The sequence below is a fragment of the Desulfovibrio sp. 86 genome (assembly GCF_902702915.1).
Classification (GTDB): domain Bacteria; phylum Desulfobacterota; class Desulfovibrionia; order Desulfovibrionales; family Desulfovibrionaceae; genus Desulfovibrio.
Genome location: NZ_LR738849.1, coordinates 2,232,525 through 2,248,562, shown reverse-complemented (window position 1 = coordinate 2,248,562; position 16,038 = coordinate 2,232,525). Strand labels below are relative to the sequence as shown.

The following is a 16,038-nucleotide window of genomic DNA, read 5'->3' as shown; positions in this document are numbered from 1 at the left end:
GCCAACACGTTCAAAGCCGCTGGCGCGTAGTCAGAGCCATAAGCTCAACAAGGCGGCATGCTTGACTTTCATTGCCCCCAAAAGGCATAGTACAGACCATTGCCATCATTATTTGCAAGGAGATCACGATGCAGCAAGCGCTTAAAGACGCCATAACCATTTGCAAAACTTTTTTGCGCAACGGCTATGACGCGCATGTCATCAATGCCCCCTTGCAGGAACATCTGCTCCAGAAGGTTAACCATCTGGCCGTGGACATTGCCTGCGAGCCGGACATGGACACCCTGTTCAAGCTTTTTCCCAAAGCCACGCCCACATCCGAAAATCGGGCACTGGCCGTTATGGAAGAAAACGGCGTCACATTCCGTTTTTATCCTCTTGAAGTGGCCGCCGCCGGGCACCCCGAACTTTCGCTGGTCAGGATCACGCCCACGATGATCGCACTCTTGAGCCCGGAAGAACGCCTCAAGCTGCGCCTTACTGGCTTCAATGCGCCCGAACCCAGTGGTGACGTGTATGACGGTTTTGAAGACATCAAGAGCGGAGCCATCTGCCTCGCGGGCCTGCCGGACGAGACCCTGCGCCACAACTATCTGCTGGCTGTCCGCGCCCTGCGTTTTGCCGCCAACTTTGATCTGCCCATTGAGCCCAACACCTGGCTGGCCATTATCCGCGCCTCCAGCCGTGTGCTTGATTACGTGCCCGCCACCGACATCATGGATGAATGGCGCAAGGTTGCCGCCGAAAACATGTACCGCTTCGTCCGCTTGCTGTTTGACGCTCATATTCTTCAGGGGCTCATCCCCGAGGTGGCGTCGCTCTCCTGCCTGACGCAGATGCGCAACAAGGAAGGCGACACCGAAAACGTGTTCGAACACACGCTCGAGTGCATGAAGCGCTATCCCGAAGAGGATTTTCACTACGACTGGCTGGGCACCATGGCCATGCTCTTTCACGATGTGGGCAAGCTCTACACCGGCGAGTACTATGACGGCCTGTGGACCTACTACCAGCACCACCGCGTCGGCGCCAAGGTCACGCGCAAGATACTGCGCCGCCTGCACTTTACCCAGGAAGACATCGACCTTTTGTGCAACCTGGTGCGCAATCACATGCGCTTCCACTTCATGATGACGGACAGGGGCATACGCCGCTTCAAGGCGCTGGACGATTACCCCCGTCTTATCGCCATGGCGCGGGCGGACCTCAAGGCGCGTGACGGCATCCCCACCTCGTTCAACCACAATATGAAGTATCTGGACCGCGCGGAAACGCCGGAACAGATGCTGGAACCCCTGCTCAACGGCAATGAGATCATGAGCGAAACAAAGCTTTCACCTGGCCCGCAGGTGGGGGTTATTCGTGATGCCCTGCTCAAGGCGCAGATTGCCGGAGAGGTCACGGATCTGGATTCAGCAGTGCTTTTTGTGCGGGACTACGCGCGGAAGTCTGTAGGGTAATTGCAGCAGCCTGGCAGTATAGTTTATATTGCTCTATTGGGGCCGTCTCTGCAAAAGGGGACGGCCCTTTTGGGGGTTATCCACAAGACAGGCGGTGGACGACAAAAGACGGATAGTGCAATTGTTGAGTCTATTAGTTTTACGCATATAGCGCCCCTCAATCCCCCGTGGTTCATTCGCAAGCGAGGCGGCAACTAATAATAAATCACATGCACCCAATTTACTTACATAGAGCATCATTCGAGCAATAAAATGCCCTTATGTTAATTTCTTACCCTTTCGAAATAACCAACTGATATTATCATGGATTGCCCTTTGACCATATAATTCGCAAGTATTTGTCATATGTCATTCCTGGACAACGTACGTATACTATCATAGCGAGGCCTAGTAATGCACTTATAACAAAAACACTCCCCTCTGTTTCATAAGAGGTTGTGTTTCACGTTACAATCTTAATCTGAATCCAGAATAAAAATAGTCCATTAGGAACATAATGTCACGTTAATGCTAATACACTCTGTTGGAAGTGCTAAAGGATATACCCATCAGCCCAAAATTTGCAGCGCCGTAAAACAAAGACAAAAATGAGAGCTAATAAATGGAGGAAAGGCCGAGTTCTCAGGACAGCAAAAAAAGACGCTGATGCTGGCAATGATTTTATTGCGATTGAGAGATTGGTATTATCGAACCCTCAGCAACATGTTCGCAAATGCTAGAGTATGAAAGGTTTTCTATATCTAACTTTCTCATATGTCTCATTGAATAAATAAAATCTGGCATTTCATCTATTTCTATTTCATTACGAAAAAAAATCTTTCTTTTTTCTCCTGTAATAGTCCTGTATGAAATAGTTGTAAACGAAACAACGGATATATCCATTATTATCCTACTCTCTATAATTTTATTTATTGCATTCATGAGTGTTAACCTATTTTGAAATGTAAAGCTTTTTACAATTATTCCCTGTGAGTTCCCGGTGTGAAATGATGCAGTATAATAACTTGCCGGGATGTAAAACTTTTTATATTTAAATTTTTGGTCTAAATCATTTATCAAGAAAAAAGTTTCGCTATCTACAATAATATTCCTAGCATGCGCTCCATCATTTCTAACTACCAAGAAGTCATCAACAAATTTTTTTAGGCCATCATCGTATCGCCCTTCAATTTTAAGATTGAAAAAAGGTTCGGAAAGACTCTTTTGGACTAAATATTGTTGGTACGTTAAAAACGCAACACAAGCAGCAATTACTAGAGTTGCAAATGCATTGACAACCCTTACAGCCTTTTCAAGGCAGAGATAATTCTTTATCATTATATAACGACACTCTTTTTTAAAAAATACTTCTTAATTTGCTTAATCAGTCGTGGCCTGTCATTCTCCATGCTTCCAAAATGAGCACAAAAAACCAATAAAAAAATTACCTCGTTTCATGTACCAAAAGCGCAATTGCAGAAGGGTTTATACCGCATTTGCAACAATAATTTTTTGAGAACGCTTCGATTCTATTCACAGAACGCTTATGAAGCTTGACATCAAACTTGACAGTTGAGCCTCCCACCAACCCACGCATACCTCAGAAGATTGGCGCGTACCCCTTATCAACAAGCCCACATCGGCAATGCGGCACGCTAGACCCCTTCGATAATAATCGTATAATTTAATTTCGCCTTTGAATCTTTCTGCATTAGCATGAAACTTGGCAAAGACTATACAATTTATTACTTTTTTCAAAGAAACATTTTATTTGCGCATACATAGCAAGGAGATTATAAGATTACTTTATTACTAAAACAACATAATCCTCCTTTTCTCTATCTAAACTGGACACCGAACGAATACAATGAAAAACTACTTTACTATTATTGCTTTTACCATGCTGATTATTATTCCCCACAAAACACGGCCATCCACAGGCCATAAATCGAAAAATTTATCCCCTAAGGGCGGCCTAATTTAAGGAGAAAAGGGTGCACTGCTACCCAACTAAAAGAAGCAATACTCTTCAAGAGTGGCTTGAACTAATGCAGAAGGCCAGTAAATCTGCGGGTGTCGTGTAATGCCCCCCACCCAAACAAATCCCCTTGTACTCTTTTCCTCCTCCCGGTAAACAAAGGGCGGGCCTTCACGCACAAGGCGAGGCCGTAACACCAACCAGCAGCCAGGACGCCCCCGGCCCCGGCAGGACAGCATGATCAACCTTCTCAATCTCACCCTTCCAGAACTGGAAGCATGGACGCAGGCCGAACTGGGCGAACCCAAGTTCCGCGCCATGCAGATCTGGCAATGGATTTGGCAGCGCATGGCCCGTGATTTCGACATCATGACCAACATTTCCCGGCCCTGCCGCGAACGTATGGCCGCCAAGGCCTGCATCGTCTGGCCTGAAGTGACCGCCGTGGAAGAAAGCCAGGACGGAACCACCAAGTTCTTGCTGCGCCTTGAAGACGGCGCGCAGGTGGAAACCGTCCTCATCCCCTCGGACTCGCGTGAAGGCGTACGCCGCTGGACCCAATGCCTTTCCTGTCAGGTTGGTTGCGCCATGGGCTGTACCTTCTGCTCCACAGGGCAGATGGGCTTTGAGCGCAACATGACCATGGCCGAGATTCTCGGGCAGATACTGGTAGCCCGCGAGCATTTGGGCGACACGCGTCTGCACTGGCCCATGCTGCGCAACATCGTTTTTATGGGCATGGGCGAACCCCTGCTGAATTTTAACGAAGTCATGCGCTCGCTGGTCAGCCTCAACAGCGACAAGGGACTGAACTTTTCGCCGCGCCGCATCACGGTTTCCACCTGCGGCATTGAAAAAAACCTCAAGGAACTGGGCGAATGCGGCCTGGCTTTTCTGGCGGTTTCGCTGCACGCGCCCAATCAGGAATTGCGCGCCCGCATCATGCCCAAGGCCGCCCGCTGGCCTCTGGATCGCCTTATGGCCACGCTCCAGTCATACTCGCTCAACACGCGGGAACGCATCACCTTTGAGTACTTGCTGCTCGGCGGCGTCAACGACGGGCTGGAACACGCGCGCGAGCTGGTGCCCCTGGTCAACTCCGTCAAAGGCAAGCTGAACCTCATTGTGTATAATGCCGCTGAAGGCTCGCCTTACGCCGCGCCCAGCCATGAGCGCGTGCTGGCTTTTGAGAAATACCTCTGGGATCGCGGCGTCACGGCCATCCTGCGCAAAAGCAAGGGACAGGACATCAAGGCGGCCTGCGGCCAGCTCAAGGCCGCCAGGCAAAAGGAACAGTTGGAAGAGAATGGGGTTGATTACGAATAAATTGAGTATGCTGCTTTGTGGGGGAGGGACCCTTTTGCAAAAGGGTCTCCTCCCCCACGCCCCCACCCCCTAAAACTCTTATTATAGTGTAGCATCTCCACAAGGTGGTTTCTGATCCGGAGAGGGGGCTACAGCAACAGCGCCTTCCAGATAGTACGCCCAATATGCAAAAAAGGCGGCCCGACTTCAAAGCCGGGCCGCCTTTGGCAATTATAATCTAAGGAAGCACTGATTAAAGAGCCTCCTGGAAACGCGAAGTTGTTTCCTTTGGCAAGGCGCGATCTTTTTTTGAAGCAGGAGTGGACTCTTACGTCCTCGACTGTTTCAAAAAAAGGAAGCAACGCCGCCAAAGGGAATAAATCAGCGTTTCCCTAAAAACGACGCTATCAGCCCTTAAGGGCCTTCTTCCCCAGTTCCAGAGCGTGCAGGTTCACTTCCTGAAGCTTGGCCGGCAGGAATTTTTTGATGGCCGCTTCAAGCGCGTCAACGCCAAAGGGCAAAACGCCCGAAGCGCAAACGGCGCTCAAAAGTACGGTATTGCCGCTCTGCACGGAGCCTGCCTGCATTCCCAGTTCACGACACGGGATGAAATGGCACAGCCCCGCCACTTCGCGCACGCTGGCTTCAATGCGGCTCAAGGGGGGATAGTCGGCCTTGCCCAGCGACACGCTTAACGGCGGCATGGGATCGCTGCTGGAAAACACCGCGCCGCCCTTTTTGAGGTAAGGCAGGCCGCGCAGGGTTTCCAAAGGTTCAAAGCCAAGCATGACATCGGCCTCGCCCAGATCCAGTTTGGGCGAACGCCAGCCGCCGAGCAGCATGACGGATTCAACCACGCCGCCTCGCTGGGCCATGCCGTGCACCTCGCCAGCCACAACGTCCAGCCCGGCTTCAAGGGCCGTACGGGCCAGCAGGGTCGTGGCGGTCAGGGTGCCCTGCCCGCCCACACCAGTAAAATACACGCGCATGCGTTTCTGGTTGTTCTGCATAGTCATTGTTCTCACCTATCCCTGACGCTTGCGCGCCTTGAAGGCCCCGGGGGCCACCTGCAAACATACCATGCAGCCCGTGCAAAGGGTCGCGTCCACGGCCAGATTGTCCCCACTGCGGTAAAAGGCGGGGCAGGCAAGCTGCTCAAGGCAGCGCATGGCCTCAGGCCCCTGCTGCGCCACCTCCGCCACCTGGGGCGAGGTCTTTTTGAGCTGGCGGCGGGCATACAGCACGCAGGGCTCTTCGGTGATGAGCACACGCACGCCGGGCTTGCTCTTCATTTCTTCCAGCGTCTTGGTCAGAGTCTTGATGTTGAAGGCCCGCACCTTGGCCACTTGGGTCACGCCCATGCCGCGCACGATGGTCTCAATGTCCATGTGGCTGCTCATGCCGCCGAGCACATCCTGCAACATGCCGGGGTTGGGCTGGTGGCCCGTCATGGCCGTGGTGCCGTTGTCCAGAATGACCATGAGCACGTTGTGCTGGTTGAAAACAGCGTTGGCCAGCCCCGTCATGCCGGAATGGAAAAAGGTGGAGTCGCCGATAAAGGCGATGACCGGCTTCTCGGAGGCGCGAGCAAAACCGCTGCCCGCCGAGATGGACGAACCCATGCAGACGAGAAAATCCGCTGTGCGCAGGGGCGGCAGAAGCCCCAGGGTGTAGCAGCCGATGTCGCTGGAATAGTAGGCGTCGTCGCCGAAAACCTGGCGCACCGTATAGTACACGGCCCTGTGCGAACAGCCGGGGCAAAGGTTGGGCGGACGGCCCGGCAGATCCGGCTCGGCGCTGCGCGGTTCCTGCACGCTACAGGAAACTCCCAGCCACTGCGCAAGATCGCGCGTGACAAGGGTGGTGGAATACTCGCCCTGATGCGTGAGAATGTCATTCTTGCCGTCAATGAGCACGGTCAGCCCGCGCTTCTGCGCCAGAGCGCGGATGTCCTGCTCCAGCAGGTCTTCCCCTTCTTCCAGCACCAGCACGCGCTTGCACTGGTTCAGGAAGGTGCAGATTTTTTCTTCCGGCAGGGGCCAGGTCATGCCCAGTTCCAGCACGCGCACGCGGTCTGTCCAGTCATTGGCAGAAAGCGCGTCGGCCAGATAATTGCGCGTGACGCCGCTGACAATGATGCCCAGATCCGTGGGGGTCGAGGGTTCGGTAACCGTATTGAAAGGGCTTTGCTCCGCAATCTGGCGGGCACGGGCCACAATTTCGTCCAGCGCCACATGCCGCCTGCGCGCCACGGCGGGCACGGGCACGAAACGCGAGGGTTCGCGGCGAAAGTCCACCTTGGGCTGCGGTGCTGGCAAATCGTCAAAGTCCACCGGCCCGCGCATGTGACTGATGCGCGTAGTGGTGCGCAGCAGCACGGGCTGCTCAAGCTGGCGGGCAAGGCTGAAGGCCGCGCGGGTCATGTCCTTGGCTTCCTGTGCCGAGGCAGGCTCGAAACAGGGCAGCATGGCAAAACGCGCGTAATAGCGGTTGTCCTGCTCGTTCTGGCTGGAGTGACAGCCGGGGTCGTCAGCGGTGAGCACCACCAGCCCGCCGGGCAGACCCGTGTACACGGCCGTGAACAACGGGTCGGCGGCCACGTTGAGGCCCACGTGCTTCATGGTCACAAGGCTCAGAGCGCCGCCCAGAGCAGCGCCCGCCGCCACTTCCATGGCGACCTTCTCGTTGACGGAATACTCCAGCCGGTAACGCCCTTCACCGCCGATGCGGTGAAACGTGTCCGGCACTTCGGATGAAGGCGTGCCCGGATAACAGGTGACGATGTGCACGCCCGCCTCAAGAGCGCCGCGCACGATGGCCTCGTTGCCCAACAACAAATGACGCTCACCGTGAGCGCCGTGCAACAGGGGGTTGTTGCTCATGCTTCCTCCCGGCCCCGGCGCGTGGCACGCGGGCCGCTTCTGCTAAATGCAATGTGCGCCCGGGTGGGCGCGCTTTTATTGCACAACAACCCGCAGTGCTGTGCATGCTGCGGGTTGTTGTATGAAATCGTTACGGCTTTGCCGGTTCTGGCTGCACGGGCTTTTGACCGCCCTTGTCCGCATCCGGAACGGCCTTGGCGACCGGAGCGCTGGGCGCGGCTTCCGCAGCGGCCAGCTTGGGGTCAAGCTCGGCAGCGCGGGCGCGCAAATAGCTGCTGTTGACGCCGTCAGTCTCACGGGCCAGGGCCAGATATGTGCGGGCCGCCAGTTCATTTTGACCGGCGGCAATGGCGGCTTCAGCCATCATCTGCCGCAGCTGCGGAGCGTTGGCCGCACCGGGCTGGGTGTTTTGCAGTCCTTGCAGCAGAGTCAAGGCTTCGGCGTTTTTGCCAGCCTTGAGCAGGGCTCCGGCTTCGCCAAGCGAAGCAGACAGGCTGAAAGCGCCGTCAGTGCTTTTGGCGGCCTTGCCGTAAGCCTGGGCGGCTGTGGCGTAATCGCCGTTTTCAAGGGCGCTGTGCGCCAGGGCCATATAGGCGGCAAAACGGGTGGAAGAGGGCGCGCCCTCCGCCAGTTGCGAAAGAGCCTTGACCTGATCCGCGCCCTGATTTTGAATAAGGGTGCGCGCCAGGGCGTCGCGGGCTTCTCCCGCCCGGGAGTCGCCGTGCCAGTTATAGATGCCGGTACCTATGAGCACCAGAAGAAACAGCACCAGCACGCCAGCGATAAGACCGGCATGACGCAGCATGAATTGCAGAAGAGGCGCACTCTCCTGGCTTACTTCCAGTTGCAGGTCACGCAGCAGGGGCGCGTCGTCCGCGCCTTGATTCTTTTGCGGATTCATGTATCAAAAACTCCTTAGGGGCGAGATCGCCGCCATTTCCGGCGTGCAAGCAGAGCGCGCACGTGAGGACGGACTCAGGACGGAAGTCTTCTTCATAGGCCACAAACAGTCCTTCTGTCAAAACAAATATCCCCGGCCAGGACCGCAAACGCGCGCCCACAGCCGCTGTTACAAGGAGTTCGCATGACGCCATCGGAAAAAATGGCGCGCCTTGGCGCGCAGGCAAAAAACGCGGCGCGCGCCATGACCAGGGCTACGCCCGAATCCAAAAACAGGGCTCTGCTGGGATTGGCCGAAATTTTGCGCCAGCGCGAGGCTGACATTCTGGCCGCCAACGCCCGTGACGTTGAAGCCGCCAGGAGCGCCGGGCAGGACTCCGCCCGCCTTGACCGCCTCACGCTCACCCCCGCCATTATGGAAGAAATGCGCGCGGCCTGCGCGCACGTCGCCAATTTGCCCGATCCGGTGGGCGCCACCGAAAGCCAGTGGCAGCGCCCCAACGGTCTGCTGGTGGGCAAGATGCGCATTCCCCTCGGCGTCATCGCCATGATTTACGAGGCCCGCCCCAATGTCACCATTGACGCGGCCATTTTGTGCATCAAGGCTGGCAACGCCGTTATCCTGCGCGGCGGCAGCGAGGCCCTGCATTCCAACACGGCCCTGGCGCAGGCGCTTCAGGATGCCATGGTGCAGGCTGGTCTGCCAGCCGAAGCCGCGCAGCTTGTGACCGTGCCCGGACATGAGGCCGTCAACGCCCTGTGCAAACTCGACCAGTACATTGACGTCATCATCCCCCGTGGGGGCGAAGGTCTTGTGCGCGCCGTTACCGAGGCCGCCACCATGCCCGTGCTCAAGCATTTCAAGGGCGTGTGCCACGCCTACATCGAGCCGGACGCCGACCTCGAGAAGGCTCTGGACATCGTGTTCAACGGCAAGGTGCAGCGCCCCGGCGTGTGCAACGCGCTGGAATGCCTGCTGGTTCACAAGGACGTGGCCGCGCGTTTTCTGCCCATGGTGGCGGAAAAACTCGGCGCCGCCGGTGTGGAATTTCGCGCCGACGCCACTGCCCTGCCGCTTATGGACAAGGCCCCCGCAGGCAGCGTCGTGCCCCAGAAACCCGAGGATCTCGGGCAGGAGTTCCACAACCTCACCCTTGCCGTGCGCGTGGTCGCGGATATGGACGAAGCCCTGGATCACATTGCCCGCTACGGCTCAAACCACACGGAAATCATCTGCACCAACGACCACGCCAAGGCCATGCGCTTTCTGCGCGAGGCCGACGCGTCCATGGTGGCCGTCAATGCGTCCAGCCGCTTCAATGATGGCGGCCAGCTTGGCCTTGGGGCGGAAATCGGCATCTCCACCTCCAAGCTGCACGCCTACGGGGCCATGGGTGTGAAAGAACTGACCACCACCAAGTTTGTGGTACTTGGGCAAGGGCAGGTGCGGCAGTAGTGACGGCGAAACCCGGCTCACACGAGGCGACGGACGGCCCGGCTCCCGGCGCGGCGGCTCCCGACGGCAAGGAATCCGATGTGATGGCTTCCGACGGGGCGGTTTCCGGCGCGGCGGCTCCCGGTGTGGTTGTTTCCGACGGAACGGCTTCCGACGTGACGGCAGGCCCGCGCGCTGGCCGGGCCATTTTGGGCGGCAGCTTCAATCCCCCGCATGTGGGGCATCTGCGCCTGGCCATTGAGGCCGCCGAAGCTTTGGCTCCTCTGGTGAGCGGCGTGGACCTCGTGCCCTGTGCCGTGCCGCCGCACAAAACCATGACAGGCATGCTGCCCTTTGATCTGCGCGCCCGCATGGTGGAGGCCAGCATCACCGACCTGCCCTTTCTGCGCTGCAACAGGCTTGAGGGGCAGCGGCAGGGGCCGTCCTATACATGGGACACGCTGTTGGCTTATCGTAAGGCCGAGCCGCAAACAGAACTGTATTTCATCCTGGGCAGCCCGGACTTTGCCCTGCTGCCCACATGGCACAGAGGGCTGGAACTGCCGGGCCTGTGCAACTTTGTTGTGGTGCCGCGCGACGGGCAGACAGCGCAGGACGTGATCGCCACGGCCTGGCGGCTGTGGCCCGAAGCCCGCGAGCTCCCCCCCCTTGTGGGCGACGGCCCCTGTATGGCCTTGCCCGGCGGCGGGCTGGCGCATTTTCTGCCCTTGCCCTGGCTGGACGTGAGCGCGTCGCGCCTGCGCAGCTTGTGGCTGGCTGGCCGGAGGGTGGATTTTCTGCTGCCTCGGGCGGCTTTTGAAATTCTGAAGCAGAGCGAGAAAACCGTACAGGCACACTGGCGACAGACGGAGCCGACATGCTGACAACCGCGCCCAAGGACATACGCGAAAATGTGGCAAGAGCCTTAGGCTATCTGCGCAAGGATGAGGTGGAGCGCTCGCTCCTGGTCATGTGCGAGGCTCTGCGCCGCATGGCCGAGGTCAAGATGCTGCGCACCGCCCGGGCGGAACTGGACATCCAGATCAATGATTTTCTGTCCACGCTGGTGCACCATCCGTGCATGCAGCCGCTGCTGGACCCGGCCCGGACGGGCAACCCCAAGAATATCCCCTTTCAGCAGGGCAAGGAAGCGGCACTGGCCACTGTGATGGACGGCCTTGCCAAGATTCTGCAAAAAGAATCCGAAAACTGCGTTCAGGCAGAAGCCACAGCCCGTATGGAAAGAAAAAAGCATCTTATTGATACGGGGCTGCAGTTTATACGCGAAGGGCAGACCGCCAAGGGGCGCGCCTTTCTCAAGCGCGTGATTGAAGAATTCAGTCAGGAGGACGGCATCCGCGTTCAGGTGGCCCAGATTTTTGCCGCCGCCGGTCTGCATCAGGAAGCCGCCGAGACGTACGAAGAGGCCATTGCCAAACAGCCGCGCGACCCTGCCGCCTATACCGGCGCGGTGGCCGCCTGGATGGAACTGCTCGAATACGAAAAGGCCGAGAACGTCTACAGGGCGGTGCTGCGAACCTTTGGCGGGCACCCTTCCACTTACGGCAAGATGGCGAAGCTGTATCTTGCCTGGCACAAACGCCCTAAGGCAGAAGACATGGCCCTGCGCGCGCTGCACGATGACCCGGAACAGGCCGACGCACTGGAAGTGACGGCCGCACTGGAACGCAGGTAGTTCACTGTAACGCTTGGCCATTGCCATTCAAAAAAAGATGCGCTATAGACAGCCTTCCGGTCGCGGGCGCAACGCCCTGACCTGCGGAGAGGTAGCGAAGCTGGCCGTAACGCGCTCGACTCGAAATCGAGTTAGGGGTTAATAGCTCCTACGTGGGTTCGAATCCCACCCTCTCCGCCATTAATGCATAATAAAAACGGCGTGTTGCTTTAGATAGCAACACGCCGTTTTCGCGTCTAAAATGGGTATGCTTTTAGCGAGTGCGCGACGGCCATGCATACCGTCATGCATACTTTGGCTCGATCTGTGGAGAAAATTTGGGTTAAAATTCCAATGAACAAGGAAGGCTGACGTTCAATAGTTCTTTTGGTTCAATTTTTTGTAACCCACCACCGTACACACGGCCCTCGGTATGCATGCTGTCTGAGGGCAATCTGTTTAGCATTTCCCAAATTGTTCTTTTTAGCGAGGGGACGCATGCGATTCGTTCGGAGAGCTTTTCTTTAGGGTAAAGTGCCAGGTATGAGTTTGTGACTGTTGCTTGTGAGTTATTAAGAATGAATCTGAACGCATTAGATCGTTCGCTACTAGCACGTCCCATATAAGTACATACCAGCATTGGGGCATCGCGCTGTTCTTGGAAATACCAACATTTCCGCATCTTACAAAGATAGCCAGTCGCGATGCTGTCTTTGCCACTTTCAAGGTATTGCCACAATCGAGGATATCTTGCTCTGACTTCCTCCTCGTTTAACCGGCAATCCAATAGGAAAAGTCTCTGCGGAAGAATAGGATATCCATGAGCGTCTGCCTCAATTTCAGTTGTTTTAAGGAATCTTGCGCTGGGCAAGATAGGGCGGAAAAATTCAAGCGTCAGTCCCAACGCTTTTATGCGTGATTCCTCCAAAATGAAAAAGTCATTTCCTCCAGTCGCGACGCCCCGTCTTACGTCAAAATAATCTTTTAGCTTTGGCGCGGCCTGCTTGGAAGCTTTTTGTAACTGGCATGGAAATCTCGTCCACTTTGGCTCTCGTTTTAACGAGTCAACCGTTATAGTTATGGATTTTTGCGGTTGGGCCAGTGAACCTCCATAAGAAAATACTACGCTGTGATTGTTAGGTTTCTTATTTCTAAACCATACAATCGCAGATGACACTAAGGCATCCTCGAATTGTGTATTCTTTGGGTCAAATCTATGTATTCGAAACAACTCAACATCTGATAGTAAAAAGGTCTTAATTGCCGCGCCATAGTTCACATCCATAAATTCACTTGGAATAAGCCAACCGGCAACTGCGTTATCATTCATCCATTGGATGGACTGCAATAGAAAGTGGCAGTAAAGCCCGGCAAAGCCAGATAATTTTACTCCAGAGACATCTTCAGTCTTGTTTCTAATCTCTCTTTTTCGGTCACTTGCTATGAGGTGGTGTCGAACATAAGGAGGATTGCATATAATCAAATTATACTTGTCATCAGGTTCTGAGGTAGTAAAATCATCATTTATTATATTTATCTTGTGGCTAAGCCAAAGTTTATTTGCAGCCTTTGCAAATAATGGATCTATCTCAATGGCGGTTGCCTTGGATATGCGCTGCTCTCCCGCAACCTGTAATAATGCAGAGTAAAATGCGCCAGTACCAAAAGCAGGGTCAAAAAAACGGATATTTTTTGTGGTGTCAACGCAGTCAAGGCCGAATGCAACTATGTCGTGTGCTAATGCTGTTGGAGTTGAGAACTGGCCAAGTTTTCGGCGTTCATTAATTGTTTTGCAGGAATCCAAAGCCATCTGCATGGATACCCGCAACTTCTCTAGGTTGTCGTCTATAATCCGAATAGAGCCAAGTCGTCGATTCTGTGTTCCCATACCCAATCTATCCCTTCTGCTGCTTCGTACCCAAGATAGCCTGAGTCAAAGTATCCACATAGAAATAATCCAAATCTTACTTCGTTACCATATGTTATCTTAAGTTGCGCCATCTTTTGCGCTTCTTCTTTTCGTCGCTTATTGACGTTTGTGAAATCTCCCGCAGATTTTGCCTCAATTAAGAGAGGTAAATCACCGCTAGCGGATTTTAGAGGCATAATCACAACATCAACTGGTATGTTCACCTTAGCGGTATCACCGCTACCCGAAATTGAAACAGGAACATTTGTCCTAAATGAATAAGTTCCTGGTGGCATTTCGTTGAATTTTGTCCCCTCTATGTGTCTGTACCCGTTGTGTTTTAGCCACTTGCCGATGGCGTTCAGTTGCCGTTTTTCTTGGGCGTTGCGAATAATTGGGTCTGAAACGGCTCCACACAACCTGTCTGCCACAATTGTGGCGGCCCGAGAAACTTCAATGTCAGAGGCAGGAACTGCACGGTTAAGCCAAGTGAAAATGTCTGGGTCGGCCATTTTTTGTATGATGTAGCAAATCCGTTCTAGATCACTTTCAAGACGTTCCGTGGGGATGCGCGGAGGGATTCTTGGATTCACCGTGTCTTCCATGCTAGTGACAAGAGTTTTTGAAATTCCCGCCAAACCTATAAGCCTATCGCGAGCTATTGGTGGACAAGTGGACATTCTTAGAATTGGCAATACTTCAGGGTGGTTCCTTAATAGTTCTGAAGAAATATTAGTGAGGTTGGTCGTGGCGTTCAAAGCCTCCTCTACACGGGTGGCAGTGCTCAGCCGAGTTTTACGAAAAGCCTTGGGCGCAAACTCCATAAACCATGAGTTATATAAATCGACAGATTGGTTAATATCTTCTTTCCATCTGTCTGGGTTGCTTCTGTTGATAGGCATAGTTTGATCCTTCCGAGTGCTTCAAGGTAATCCCTCTTTGCATGATATCTGATCACAGTCTAGCTCGCTACCAAAAAAGAACGTGATTATCCTGAAGCCCTCAAAATCTCAATGTCCGATTGTTCGCGTCGTAGAAGATCGTCAAATTTTTCGACAAAACCTGCTCAAATTTTAATTTTAAGCTGAATATTAAGTAGGGTATGACTTGTCAACGACGACCCCAAAAGGCCCTAAAACGCTTACGTTAGGCTTGTTTGCAACGGGAGTACTGTCAGTTGTGTCAAGTTAAAATAGGGCGGGTTGCCGTAAATCAACCCGCCCTTGAGCGCTATGGCCATTTAGAATTATCCGTCGGCTTCAACCTCGTGCATACGGCTAGCTGCTGGCTGAACCGCACTTTCAATAATAGCCGCCAAGTGGTTGATGTCTGGCGACACGCTTTTCAGGTAGATGTCGGTCGTTGTGGCCCTCTGATGCCCCAAGAGAAGCTGAATGTCCGTCAAACCCGCCTGTTGTGACTGGATAAGGCTCACGGCGAAAAAATGCCGTATGGCATGAAAACCAAAGCTTTTGACCTGAGCCTTCTTGCAAAGGTTTTTCATCATATCCCGTATGGTTTGCTGGCGAGTTGAATACGGCCCTCCAGTGTTGGGATTGATGAAAACATGGGTCGTGTTGCCTGTTATCGCCCTTTGGGCCGTTATAATGGCATGTAAGCTGCTGCCTATGGGCAAAGTCCGGTACTGCCTTGCCCCTCCCTTGCGCTTCCTCGTCCAAAGCTTCAATGAGTGCTCGGCAACGTCTTCCCACGTTAGGTTGAGAATTTCGCTTACTCTGGCCCCTGTGAGCAGCAGCGTGTTGAGCAAATCAGCTTGCCACGGTTTTGCCGCAGCAAGAACCTTGCTGATGTCGTCAGGGGTGGGCACATACTTGACGTATTGTTCCACAGCGGGTTTGGCAACAAAACGCCAGGGGTTCCGTGGAACAGCGTCCTTGTGCCAATTCCAGAGGGCTTTCAAAGTGCGTATGCGGCGATCAGCAGCTTTGCCCCCACGCTCACTTTCAATTGAACGTATGAAACTGGTAGCGATGGCCTTCGTGATGTCAGTCATGGCGACATCCTTCGTAAGGAAAACCGCAAACTCGCAGAGGTGGCGTTTTTGCTCAAGAAACGTGTTGGGCGTCAACCGCACCTTGCAGTCCTGCAAGTAGACCCTGCTAGCATGGGAATACATCAAACTCGGAGGCGTAGCTTGCTGCTGACTGAGAGCCAGTTTTGCGTCGTGCTCCCACTCCTTTGCCTCTTTTCGGCTGTAGCAAATTTTTGAGTACTGGTGCCCCTGAAACTTGAAGTAGGCTCGGAACACGACTCCATTCTTTTTCACGATTTCGAGTATTGCCATTGTTGTTCTCCGTCAGCATTTTAAAATATTGCAAAATATCATCTTGATTAAATCGCGCGCCCCGTAAATTTTCACTTTTGAAGGAAGCGGGAGTGACAAAAAAATGGGGGTAGCTTCGCCAGTTGTTTCTGACGGTGCCGGGCGATAAATTTAAAAAATCTGCTAATTCTAAGTATGTCATGCACTGCGGGTTCATTGATGCATGAAAAT

At 54.1% G+C, this 16,038-nt stretch carries 12 protein-coding genes and 1 tRNA gene; 6 read left to right on the top strand and 7 right to left on the bottom strand.

Going from position 1 to position 16,038, the window contains the following annotated elements; genetic code table 11:
- Positions 1–128 precede the first annotated feature (128 nt).
- Positions 129–1,460, top strand: a complete 1,332-nt coding sequence (locus DESU86_RS09145) for an HD domain-containing protein (protein WP_179980765.1) — start codon at positions 129–131, stop codon at positions 1,458–1,460.
- A 660-nt stretch (positions 1,461–2,120) separates the two neighbouring features.
- Here DESU86_RS09145 and DESU86_RS09140 read toward each other — a convergent pair.
- The gene (locus DESU86_RS09140; RefSeq protein WP_179980764.1) at positions 2,121–2,777 is read right to left on the bottom strand and encodes a hypothetical protein; all 657 of its coding nucleotides are present in this window, start codon (positions 2,775–2,777) and stop codon (positions 2,121–2,123) included.
- A gap of 877 nt (positions 2,778–3,654) precedes the next feature.
- On the opposite strand from DESU86_RS09140, the gene rlmN reads away from it, so the two are divergent.
- A complete protein-coding gene (gene rlmN, locus DESU86_RS09135) occupies positions 3,655–4,743 on the top strand; it encodes a 23S rRNA (adenine(2503)-C(2))-methyltransferase RlmN (protein ID WP_179980763.1) in 1,089 nt (362 codons plus the stop codon).
- A 386-nt stretch (positions 4,744–5,129) separates the two neighbouring features.
- On the opposite strand, the gene DESU86_RS09130 is transcribed toward rlmN, so the two are convergent.
- From DESU86_RS09130 to DESU86_RS09120, 3 genes are all read right to left on the bottom strand, one after another.
- Positions 5,130–5,738, bottom strand: coding sequence for an indolepyruvate oxidoreductase subunit beta (locus DESU86_RS09130; RefSeq protein WP_179980762.1), 609 nt, complete (start codon positions 5,736–5,738; stop codon positions 5,130–5,132).
- Between the two features lie 9 nt (positions 5,739–5,747).
- The gene (iorA, locus tag DESU86_RS09125) at positions 5,748–7,604 is read right to left on the bottom strand and encodes an indolepyruvate ferredoxin oxidoreductase subunit alpha (protein ID WP_179980761.1); all 1,857 of its coding nucleotides are present in this window, start codon (positions 7,602–7,604) and stop codon (positions 5,748–5,750) included.
- 130 nt (positions 7,605–7,734) lie between these two features.
- Positions 7,735–8,505: a tetratricopeptide repeat protein gene (locus tag DESU86_RS09120; RefSeq protein WP_179980760.1), complete on the bottom strand. Its 771-nt coding sequence runs from the start codon at positions 8,503–8,505 to the stop codon at positions 7,735–7,737.
- Between the two features lie 183 nt (positions 8,506–8,688).
- Between DESU86_RS09120 and DESU86_RS09115 the strand changes: the two genes are divergently transcribed.
- From DESU86_RS09115 to DESU86_RS09100, 4 genes are all read left to right on the top strand, one after another.
- On the top strand, positions 8,689–9,960 hold the full coding sequence (locus DESU86_RS09115) for a glutamate-5-semialdehyde dehydrogenase (protein WP_179980759.1): 1,272 nt from the start codon (positions 8,689–8,691) through the stop codon (positions 9,958–9,960).
- A complete protein-coding gene (locus DESU86_RS09110) occupies positions 9,960–10,823 on the top strand; it encodes a nicotinate-nicotinamide nucleotide adenylyltransferase (RefSeq protein WP_232088311.1) in 864 nt (287 codons plus the stop codon). The genes DESU86_RS09115 and DESU86_RS09110 overlap by 1 nt, the downstream gene beginning before the upstream one ends.
- Positions 10,817–11,635 carry a tetratricopeptide repeat protein gene (locus DESU86_RS09105; RefSeq protein ID WP_179980758.1) on the top strand — a complete coding sequence of 273 codons (819 nt, stop codon included), beginning with the start codon at positions 10,817–10,819 and terminating at the stop codon, positions 11,633–11,635. Before DESU86_RS09110 ends, DESU86_RS09105 begins: the two co-directional genes overlap by 7 nt.
- Positions 11,636–11,720: 85 nt before the next feature.
- Positions 11,721–11,815, top strand: a tRNA-Ser gene (locus DESU86_RS09100).
- 142 nt (positions 11,816–11,957) lie between these two features.
- Here DESU86_RS09100 and DESU86_RS09095 read toward each other — a convergent pair.
- From DESU86_RS09095 to DESU86_RS09085, 3 genes are all read right to left on the bottom strand, one after another.
- Complete coding sequence (locus tag DESU86_RS09095; RefSeq protein WP_197957555.1) at positions 11,958–13,502, bottom strand: Eco57I restriction-modification methylase domain-containing protein; 1,545 nt, start codon at positions 13,500–13,502, stop codon at positions 11,958–11,960.
- Entirely contained in the window at positions 13,460–14,425 is a 966-nt protein-coding gene (locus DESU86_RS09090; RefSeq protein WP_179980757.1) for a XamI family restriction endonuclease, read from the bottom strand. Before DESU86_RS09090 ends, DESU86_RS09095 begins: the two co-directional genes overlap by 43 nt.
- 344 nt (positions 14,426–14,769) lie before the next feature.
- Positions 14,770–15,828 carry a tyrosine-type recombinase/integrase gene (locus tag DESU86_RS09085; protein ID WP_179980756.1) on the bottom strand — a complete coding sequence of 353 codons (1,059 nt, stop codon included), beginning with the start codon at positions 15,826–15,828 and terminating at the stop codon, positions 14,770–14,772.
- Between the last annotated feature and the right edge of the window lie 210 nt (positions 15,829–16,038).

Coding starts and splice junctions, on each gene's coding strand:
- DESU86_RS09115 (WP_179980759.1), top strand. CDS start 8,689: ATGACGCCATCGGAAAAAATGGCGCGCCTTGGCGCGCAGGCAAAAAAC.
- DESU86_RS09095 (WP_197957555.1), bottom strand. CDS start 13,502: ATGGGAACACAGAATCGACGACTTGGCTCTATTCGGATTATAGACGAC.
- DESU86_RS09090 (WP_179980757.1), bottom strand. CDS start 14,425: ATGCCTATCAACAGAAGCAACCCAGACAGATGGAAAGAAGATATTAAC.
- DESU86_RS09130 (WP_179980762.1), bottom strand. CDS start 5,738: ATGACTATGCAGAACAACCAGAAACGCATGCGCGTGTATTTTACTGGT.
- DESU86_RS09140 (WP_179980764.1), bottom strand. CDS start 2,777: ATGATAAAGAATTATCTCTGCCTTGAAAAGGCTGTAAGGGTTGTCAAT.
- DESU86_RS09145 (WP_179980765.1), top strand. CDS start 129: ATGCAGCAAGCGCTTAAAGACGCCATAACCATTTGCAAAACTTTTTTG.
- DESU86_RS09105 (WP_179980758.1), top strand. CDS start 10,817: ATGCTGACAACCGCGCCCAAGGACATACGCGAAAATGTGGCAAGAGCC.
- rlmN (WP_179980763.1), top strand. CDS start 3,655: ATGATCAACCTTCTCAATCTCACCCTTCCAGAACTGGAAGCATGGACG.
- DESU86_RS09120 (WP_179980760.1), bottom strand. CDS start 8,505: ATGAATCCGCAAAAGAATCAAGGCGCGGACGACGCGCCCCTGCTGCGT.
- DESU86_RS09085 (WP_179980756.1), bottom strand. CDS start 15,828: ATGGCAATACTCGAAATCGTGAAAAAGAATGGAGTCGTGTTCCGAGCC.
- iorA (WP_179980761.1), bottom strand. CDS start 7,604: ATGAGCAACAACCCCCTGTTGCACGGCGCTCACGGTGAGCGTCATTTG.